General features: G+C 64.9%; 10 protein-coding genes. 5 read left to right on the top strand and 5 right to left on the bottom strand.

The annotated features are described in order from the left end of the window. Positions 1-468 (top strand): integrase core domain-containing protein (locus NS334_RS13705; protein WP_241491956.1); only part of this gene is annotated, 468 nt, incomplete at its 5' end. A gap of 176 nt (positions 469-644) precedes the next feature. On the opposite strand, the gene NS334_RS13700 is transcribed toward NS334_RS13705, so the two are convergent. The 3 genes from NS334_RS13700 to NS334_RS13690 form a co-directional block, all read right to left on the bottom strand. Then, positions 645-1,457 carry an SDR family oxidoreductase gene (locus NS334_RS13700; protein ID WP_058756518.1) on the bottom strand — a complete coding sequence of 271 codons (813 nt, stop codon included), beginning with the start codon at positions 1,455-1,457 and terminating at the stop codon, positions 645-647. Positions 1,458-1,521: 64 nt separating this feature from the next. Continuing rightward, entirely contained in the window at positions 1,522-2,379 is an 858-nt protein-coding gene (locus tag NS334_RS13695) for an SDR family oxidoreductase (RefSeq protein ID WP_058717129.1), read from the bottom strand. A gap of 13 nt (positions 2,380-2,392) precedes the next feature. Then, positions 2,393-2,875 (bottom strand): MarR family winged helix-turn-helix transcriptional regulator, encoded by a 483-nt coding sequence (locus NS334_RS13690; RefSeq protein WP_058717130.1) that lies wholly within the window; start codon positions 2,873-2,875, stop codon positions 2,393-2,395. A 266-nt stretch (positions 2,876-3,141) separates the two neighbouring features. Between NS334_RS13690 and NS334_RS13685 the strand changes: the two genes are divergently transcribed. Then, positions 3,142-3,783 (top strand): TMEM175 family protein, encoded by a 642-nt coding sequence (locus tag NS334_RS13685; RefSeq protein ID WP_241491955.1) that lies wholly within the window; start codon positions 3,142-3,144, stop codon positions 3,781-3,783. Continuing rightward, positions 3,783-4,295 carry a DUF2306 domain-containing protein gene (locus NS334_RS13680; RefSeq protein WP_058756516.1) on the top strand — a complete coding sequence of 171 codons (513 nt, stop codon included), beginning with the start codon at positions 3,783-3,785 and terminating at the stop codon, positions 4,293-4,295. The genes NS334_RS13685 and NS334_RS13680 overlap by 1 nt, the downstream gene beginning before the upstream one ends. Positions 4,296-4,304: 9 nt before the next feature. On the opposite strand, the gene NS334_RS13675 is transcribed toward NS334_RS13680, so the two are convergent. Next, complete coding sequence (locus NS334_RS13675) at positions 4,305-4,688, bottom strand: hypothetical protein (RefSeq protein WP_058756515.1); 384 nt, start codon at positions 4,686-4,688, stop codon at positions 4,305-4,307. Between the two features lie 11 nt (positions 4,689-4,699). After that, positions 4,700-5,878, bottom strand: a complete 1,179-nt coding sequence (locus NS334_RS13670) for a serine hydrolase domain-containing protein (protein ID WP_083500484.1) — start codon at positions 5,876-5,878, stop codon at positions 4,700-4,702. Between the two features lie 101 nt (positions 5,879-5,979). Here NS334_RS13670 and NS334_RS13665 point away from each other — a divergent pair, with 101 nt between their 5' ends. Next, positions 5,980-7,098, top strand: a complete 1,119-nt coding sequence (locus NS334_RS13665; protein WP_193753104.1) for a sensor histidine kinase — start codon at positions 5,980-5,982, stop codon at positions 7,096-7,098. Then, on the top strand, positions 7,091-7,807 hold the full coding sequence (locus NS334_RS13660) for a LytR/AlgR family response regulator transcription factor (protein ID WP_058756512.1): 717 nt from the start codon (positions 7,091-7,093) through the stop codon (positions 7,805-7,807). Before NS334_RS13665 ends, NS334_RS13660 begins: the two co-directional genes overlap by 8 nt. The last annotated feature ends 72 nt before the right edge of the window (positions 7,808-7,879 follow it).

Raw genomic sequence — 7,879 nt, 5'->3', positions numbered from 1 at the left:
GAATGCCTGCGGGCGGTGGTGGACACCTCGATCTCGGGCAAGCGGGTCGTGCGCGAGCTGGTCGACCTGGTTGCCGAGCGCGGCCGGCCTGGCATGATCGTCAGCGATAACGGCACCGAGCTGACCTCGAACGCGGTGCTGGTCTGGTCGGGCGAGGCAAAGGTGGAGTGGCACTACATCGCGCCGGGCCGCCCCATGCAGAACGGCTATGTCGAGAGCTTCAACGGGCGCATGCGCGACGAGCTGCTCAACGAGACCCTGTTCCTCAGCCTCGCGCATGCCCGCGCCGTGGTCCGGGCATGGGCCGACGACTACAACACCGAGCGGCCGCACTCCGCGCTCGGCTACGCCACCCCGGCGGCCTTCGCCTCCGAGATCGAGAAGCAACGGCCTGGACGCGTCCAGGCCGTTGCTTCGGATGCGCTCGCGCGCCACAACAACCGCCGGTCTCTGGTCCCGGCTGGATGAAACCCGGGGGTCACGTCATCGCCTCGAAATGCGCGCGCGGGCTGTGGTGATGGCGAGGCTGTCGACACCCTGATCCGTCAACATGACAGCGAACCGAGATAACCACCGATGTACCCGAGCTGGACGCGCCAGCAATTCGGGGTATCACCAGCCCGACCAGTCATGGTCGAAGCGGGTCAGCCGTTGTCGCGAAATTCCGGGTAGAGTGACATGCCACCATCGACGAAGAGTGTTGTTCCGGTGACGTAGTCCGCTGCATCAGAAGCCAGCCAGAGGACCGCTCGAGCAACATCTTCTGGCTCGCCGATACGACCATAGGGGATAAGACGCAGAAGCTTGGTCAGCGCCTCTTTGCTGTCCCACGCTTCTTTGTTGATTGGCGTACGAATGGCACCGGGCGCAACGGCATTGACCCGGATACCATCGGCTGCGACTTCCTGTGCCAGCGACCGCGTCAGCATCCGTACACCGCCCTTGGCCGAAGCATAATTGAGATGTCCGGCCCACGGAATGATCTCATGCACTGAGCTCATCGCAATGATCGCGCCAGCGCTACGCGCCGGCCGCCCGCCCTTTGGTTGTGTGCGAAACCGCCTTACGGCTTCGCGCATGCACAGGAATTGCCCGGTGAGGTTGATGTCGATGACCATGTTCCAATCCTGGAGCGACATATCGGCAACGGTGGCATCCTTCTGTACTCCGGAGTTTGAGACGAGCACGTCGACACGACCGAAAGCGGACACCGCCTCATCGAAAAGGCGAAGGACGTCCGCTTCCTGCGAGACATCAGCCTTGACGGCTATAGCCTGACCGCCCTGAGCGTTGATCCGAGCGGCAAGTTCATCAGCCGGCTCGGCATGAGAATGGTATGTTATGGCGACAGAAGCGCCAGCGAACGCAAGCGCCTCGGCCACCGCAAGGCCGATACCTGAGCTGGCACCCGTGACGACTGCGGTGTGGCCGGTGAGCGGTTCAGATGAAGACGGCACGGGAAATATCTCCGGATCGGGCGGATAGGGATAAGGTTGTTAGAAAATGGCTCTAGATTCGAGCCTAACGCGCAAATTCTTTGCGATGATCCTGAATGAAATCTCCGAACGTGTGCGGTGGCTTGCCGGTGAGACGCTCGATCTCAAAGGTCGGATCGATGTCGTGATGACCAGCGACGACATCAGCGAATTGCACTACCAGTCCCTTTGCCATCCAATTTGAGTTTCCCGTCAGGCGAAGGATGAGCCAGAACAGCGGTGACGGAAGGTCGAGGTAGCGCACCTTGTGGCCGATAGCCTTGGAGAAGCGGGATGATGCTTCCTTCATGTCGATCGTCTCCGGCCCGGTTAAAAAATAGGTTGCGCCCTCATGACCGTCTTGGGTCAGCACGGTCGCGGCCACGCGAGCGACGTCGCGCGTATCGACCCACGAAACTGAGCCGCTGCCTGTCACCTGCGGCAGGAATCCCTTGGTGATTGGATCTTTAAACCAGAGAAAGTTTTGCATGAATGCTGTCGGCTTCAGGATCGTCCAGTTGATCCCCGATGCACGCAAATGGTGGTCGATGAGGGCATGGGACTTTGCCCAAGGTACGGGCGATAGCACGTTGCTGTCAGACGCGGAGATCTTTACAATTCGGCCAACCCCCACTTTTTGAGCAGCATCGATCGCAGCTGTCTCTTGGTCGACCTGCTGGGGTGTAGGCGGCGTGATGAGAAACATGGTCTCAATGCCCCGCAGGGCGGATGCCAGCGTCTCTGGCCGGTCGAAATCGCCAATTATGGCATCGATGCCCTTCTTCTGAAAGTCTTGCACCTGCTCGCCCTTGCGGCACAAGGCGCGAAACGGCGTACCTGTTTCCTTGAGCAGTCGACAAATTTCTCCACCGATGCCACCGGTCGCCCCTGATATCAAAATCACGTCACAACTCCTTTCACGAAGCGTTGTTGGGGGAAGGGGATGCCTCCGTTCGGTCCAGCCACTCGGTCAGGATGGCGTTCATTTCGCCGAGAATGCGGGTGGCGTCTTTGATACGTTCACGCCCGATCCTGTCAGCGATCTCCCTGTCGAGGGTCGCGACAGCTTGTTCGGCACTGGTAACAGCAGCCAAACCTTCCCGGGTAAGGACGACGAGCTTGGCGCGTCGATGATGCGGATTGTCTTCAAACGCGACCATGCCGCGCTCGGCAAGGAGATCGACAATGCGCTGCACAGCTTGCCGGGTCAGGCCCATGTTGCGAGCGATGGACGCGGTGGGTAGCGGAACCGGCGAATAACGCAGTGCACCCAAAACTTGCCACCATGCGCTGGTGAGACCGAGATGCGCGACGCGTTCATTGCCAGTCGCGATCAATCGACCGCTCGAAGCGAAAACCGCTATTGCCAGCTCACGCACTTCAGTGATCTGTTCGGACACTAGACAGCACCATTCCAATACGACAGCTCGTTGTCAAACTCGGTGGTTGCGTGAAGGTTCCTCGAAGCTGAGCGTGCCTTGAGCGCTGTTCTCCCGATCATCGCATCGACTGATTCTCATTGGGATCGAATAACGGGAGAGCGGAGGGCTTCTCACAACTCACCCGCCAACGGTGATGCGAGAAGGGCGCTTCTGTCGCGGTCGTCACGTTCTTAGCCTTGCCTCTACGAAGGCAGGCGGTGAAGATGCCGGATCGGGGGGTGACGATGACAAATGATCGCGAACACGCGAAGCTCGAACGGCTGACCTTCTTTTCGGACGCAGTGTTCGCCATCGCCATGACGCTGCTGGTGATCGAGGTTCGCCTACCAGAGCTGCACGCGGCGACTGATCGCACGCTGGCGCAGGCGCTGGTGGACCTGCTGCCGAACTATATCGGCTTCATCATCAGCTTCCTGGTCATCGGACGCTTCTGGACCGGCCACCATCGCCTCATGGCGATGATCGATGCGGCCGATCCGGCGCTGGTGCGCGCCAATCTGCTGCTGCTGATGGCGATCGCCTTCATGCCGTTCCCGACCGCGGTGCTGAGCGACTATTCGCTGCTGCGCGTCGCGATCGGCTTCTACACCGCCTACCTGCTGGTCGTCGGCCTCGCCAACGTGCGGGTCATCAAGGTCGCCCTGCGCCACCTGTCTCGAGACGATCCAGAGGCTGCGGAGGACGCCCGCCAACTACGCCGCTCCATGTGGTCGCCGATCGTCATCGCCGGCGCGGGGTTTGCGGCGGGCATGGTGTCGCCAGCGGCCGGGCTGGTCGCGATGATCGTGGTGACGCCGTTCGTCCTTCTGATCCTGACCCGGCTCGGCAACCGTGGGATGAGGCCGGTCGAGGCGGAGCAAGGGTGATGGCGTCTGCGTTTCACCTCTCTCTTGGACGCACGCCGGTCGTGCGCCCCGAACGGATCGACCGGGTGCTGTCGATCGGCGCGGCTATGCTGTTCGCCGCGGCCGTGGTCGCGATCGTCCGTGGCCACGCGCAATGGCACATGGTGCCGCCCCTGATCTGGGTCCATCTGGCAACGATCCTCGTCGCGACCGCGCTGACGCCGGTCATGCTCCTGCGGGTGCGGGGCGATCGGCGTCATCGGACGATCGGCAAGGTCTGGATCGCGGCGATGCTGGCGACGGCGATCACCTCCCTGTTCATCCACGTTTCCGGGCCCGGGCGGTTCAGCGTCATCCACCTCCTGTCGCTGTGGACGCTGGTGCAGGTGCCGTTGATCTGGTGGACGGCGCGCCACCACAACGTCGCCCGGCATCGCCGCGCCGTTCACGGCATGGTGATCGGCGCGCTGCTCGTCGCCGGCTTCTTCACCTTTCCGTTCCATCGGCTGCTCGGCACCTGGCTGTTCGGCTGATGCCGCAACCTATTTGCGGGTGCGCGTGGCCTGCCACGTCAGGACGAAGCGTCGGCCCTCCGACCACGTTTGCCCCTCGATATGGTCACCGACGAGGCAACCCGATGTCTGATAAGGACCGGAAGCGTCCTGGGTGCGGAAGGCGAAACACGGACGCCCGTTGGTCGCGCCGGCCCGGCCGAGGTCGATCGGATGCTCATAGAACGCGCCGGTCAGTGCCCCGTCCGCCGCGACGGCGAGCGTCATGGGCTTGAGATAGGCCGGCGCCTGCGGCGTCGGGCGGAGATCGACTGTCCACTCGCCGGAGAGATCGGTCTTCTGTTGAGCGAAGGCAGGAAGCGCGATGGCGCCAAGCGCGACAGCGAGGAGCAGTCGATAGGTAGAACGGGTCATGGGAATGCCTTTCAAGCGGTGGGAGGACAGAAAGCGACGGACAGCAGGTCGAAGGTCAGGCCCTTGCCCTGCCAGACCTCGCCGAACTCGGCAGAGGCGTCGTTGGTGAACAGGATGACGGCGCGGCCCAGCGCCGGCGCGATGACGTTGCGGACCTGGGTGCCGCCGAAATCCCCGCGCCGTTCGACGAGCTGGACCGGCGCGGTGCAGCCTTTCAGGCGCGCGGGGAACGACCAGACGCCGAGCGCCATGAAGCCGAGCTTGGTGTCGCCCGCCCAGGCAGCGGTGCGAGCCACGGGACCCAGCAGACGCCCGGTCATCAGACCGCGATCGAAGCGGGCGAGGTCGCCGGCGCTGCCGGTCAGTGCCGCGGCGGCACCACCCGTGGCGACGTTCATCGCCGGCACGGGCGCGGCGCCGTCGTAGCCGGTCGCCGCCGCCCCTCCGTGCGACGCGCCGTCGCGGGCGAGCCGCAACGTCCTGATCCGCAAGGGGCCCGCGATGCGTTGCTCGACGAGTCTGGCATAGCTGCGACCGGTCACAGCCTGGAGCGCGGCGCCGAGTACGAGGTAATCGCAATTGTTGTACTCCCATTGGCCGCCACGCGAGCCCTTGGCCTTGCCCGAGCAGAAGCCGGCGGCGCGGGCGGCATCGCCGATTCCTGATCCCGCCTCGCGGTAGAAGCTGGGCACGCCATCGACGGCGGTCGTGTCGGACGCGTTGGGAAGGCCGGAGCGATGCTGGAGCAGTTCGCGAACGGTGATGGCGCGGTCGCCGCCGAAGTCGGGGAGGTAGCGGCCGATCGGTGCGTCGAGCGCCATTCGGCCCGCCGCGACCTGCTGCATGACGAGCGTTGCCGTCACCTGCTTAGTCACCGACGCCCAGAGCCAACGCTGACCGACGCGGTTCGGCTTGTTCGCCGCCCGGTCAGCCATGCCGAACGCGGCGGACCTCTCCGCGCCGGCGGCGTCGGTCACGACCAGCTCGCCGGGCAAGCCGGCGGCCTTCACGACAGCAGCGGCGCGGTCGAATGCGGTATCGAGCGACGGGGCCGGCCCGGCGACCGGCGGGCCTGCTATCACCCGACCTGCCACCGTGCCAAGCAGCAGCGCTAGCACACCTGTTCGGACCGCCTTCGTCGTTCTCATCGCCATCTTCCCCTGTTCGATGACCGATATGTCGCGGGTCATGCTGTGAGCGTCGAGCGCGGAGCGACCGGCGTCGTCACGCTGCGATGGGCGTCGTGCGACGTGGGGTGGCAGGACCGAGGGACGTGCTAGACATACCGGCCATGCACGATCCCGCTCGTCCTGCCGTCGCCATTCCGGTGTCCACCCGCCTTGCCCTCGCCAGCATCGCCGGCTTCTGGGCGGTGTGGCTCGCGCTCGTCACGGGGCGAGCGCTGGTCATGGGCTGGCCCGATCAGGGCGGGATGCTGGCCCGCCGGCTCGGCATGACGCTGGTCGGCGTCGGACTCGCTTGGTGCATCCATATGGGGCTGCGGCGCATGGTATCGGTGCGCCTGCCGATCCGCGCCGCTGCAGCGTTTCTGGCGTGCGCGCCCGCTGCGATGTTGTTTGCGGCGCTCAACAGCTTCTTGTTCTACCGCTGGCTCCCCGTGCCCTCGGTGTTGCCCGACCTCGCCCGATGGGAGGACGGCGCGGTGTTGCGGACCGCCATCGCGGACGGCTTCGTCACCTGGTACTTCTTCTTTGCCGCATGGGCCGCGTTCCTCCTGGCGCTGGGAGTCGTCGGCGAGGTGCGCGCAGTCGAGCGCCAGCGGGCGGCTGCCGAGACTGTAGCGCGCGACGCCCGGCTGGCGATGCTGCGGCTACAGGTCGATCCGCATTTTCTGTTTAACGCCCTCAACGCGCTCGCGGCGATGGTGGCGGGGGGCGAGACGAGGGCCGCGGGCGCGATGATCCGCAACCTGGCGGCCTTCTTCCGGGCGGGGCTGGTCGAGGATCCCGTCGCCGATATTCCGCTTGCCGACGAGGTGGAGTTCCAGCGCCTCTACCTCACCATCGAGCAGGCTCGGTTCGGCGACCGGCTGTCGGTCGAGATCGACGTGCCCGCGTCGCTGCACGGCATTATGCTGCCGCCGCTCGTCCTTCAGCCGCTGGTCGAGAACGCGGTCAAGCATGGCCTCGGCGCTACTACCGCACCGGTCACTATAGGCATTCGGGGCCAGTGCGAGGGCGGGACGCTCCACCTGCATGTGACCGATCGTGCGTCGGGCACCGCGGTTCGCCGGCATGTTGTTCCCTTGCCGTCGACCGGCATCGGCTTGGCGAACGCAAAAGCGCGGCTCGCCACACGCTTCGGCGCTGGCGTCACAATCTCGGCCGGCGCGGTCGAAGGCGGGTGGGATAGTATCGTGTCGATCCCGATGGCCAGTACGCATGGCTGATCGCGCGCTTTCCGCGCTGATCGTGGACGACGAGGCACCGGCCCGCCGCCTGCTTGGCCTGCTCTGCGCGGAGATGGGCCTGCATGTCGCCGGCGAAGCCGACTGCGGCGAGGCCGCGTTGGAGGCCTTGCGCGAGCGACCGGTCGATATCCTGTTCCTCGATATAGCCATGCCAGGCATCGGCGGTATGGAAGCGGCACGACGACTACCGCGTGACACCCACGCACCCGCGATCGTCTTCACCACCGCCTTCACCGCGCACGCGCTCGCCGCCTTCGACGTAGGCGCGGTCGATTACCTGCTCAAGCCGATCGAACCCGACAGGCTGGTGCTGGCGATGACGCGCGCGCGGGCGTTCCTGGCCGGACGCTCCACCGACGACGTGGCGGTGGAGGACCATGTGTGGGTATCGCATCGGGGCGATCTGGTCCGCCTCGATCTCGCTGCGGTCGAGCGGATCGAAGCCGAGCGGGACTATGTGCGCCTGCATGTCGAAGGCCGGTCGCACCTGCTGCGCGAGACGATGGAGAACATCGCCACCCGGCTGCCCGCTCCTCTGTTCCGGCGCATCCACCGCTCTACGATCGTCCGGCGCGATCTGGTCGCTGGTCTGCGACACGAAGGGGGCGGCGTCTGGTCCGTCGTGCTTCCTGACGGCGCGACGCTCCGTATCGGCCGAAGCTATCTCGATGATGTGCGCGAAAGATGATCTTCCCGATTGAGGAACGGCCAGCGAGACGGCATCGTCGTTCTCGGAATCGATCGGGAAATGGGAATGTCG

The sequence above is a fragment of the Sphingomonas endophytica genome, from assembly GCF_001476895.1.
GTDB lineage: Bacteria > Pseudomonadota > Alphaproteobacteria > Sphingomonadales > Sphingomonadaceae > Sphingomonas > Sphingomonas endophytica_A.
The sequence above is the reverse complement of the archived record's forward strand: the minus strand, read 5'-3'. Positions and strand labels throughout refer to the sequence as shown.

Coding starts and splice junctions, on each gene's coding strand:
- NS334_RS13685 (WP_241491955.1), top strand. CDS start 3,142: ATGACAAATGATCGCGAACACGCGAAGCTCGAACGGCTGACCTTCTTT.
- NS334_RS13680 (WP_058756516.1), top strand. CDS start 3,783: ATGGCGTCTGCGTTTCACCTCTCTCTTGGACGCACGCCGGTCGTGCGC.
- NS334_RS13675 (WP_058756515.1), bottom strand. CDS start 4,688: ATGACCCGTTCTACCTATCGACTGCTCCTCGCTGTCGCGCTTGGCGCC.
- NS334_RS13670 (WP_083500484.1), bottom strand. CDS start 5,878: ATGACCCGCGACATATCGGTCATCGAACAGGGGAAGATGGCGATGAGA.
- NS334_RS13665 (WP_193753104.1), top strand. CDS start 5,980: ATGCACGATCCCGCTCGTCCTGCCGTCGCCATTCCGGTGTCCACCCGC.
- NS334_RS13660 (WP_058756512.1), top strand. CDS start 7,091: ATGGCTGATCGCGCGCTTTCCGCGCTGATCGTGGACGACGAGGCACCG.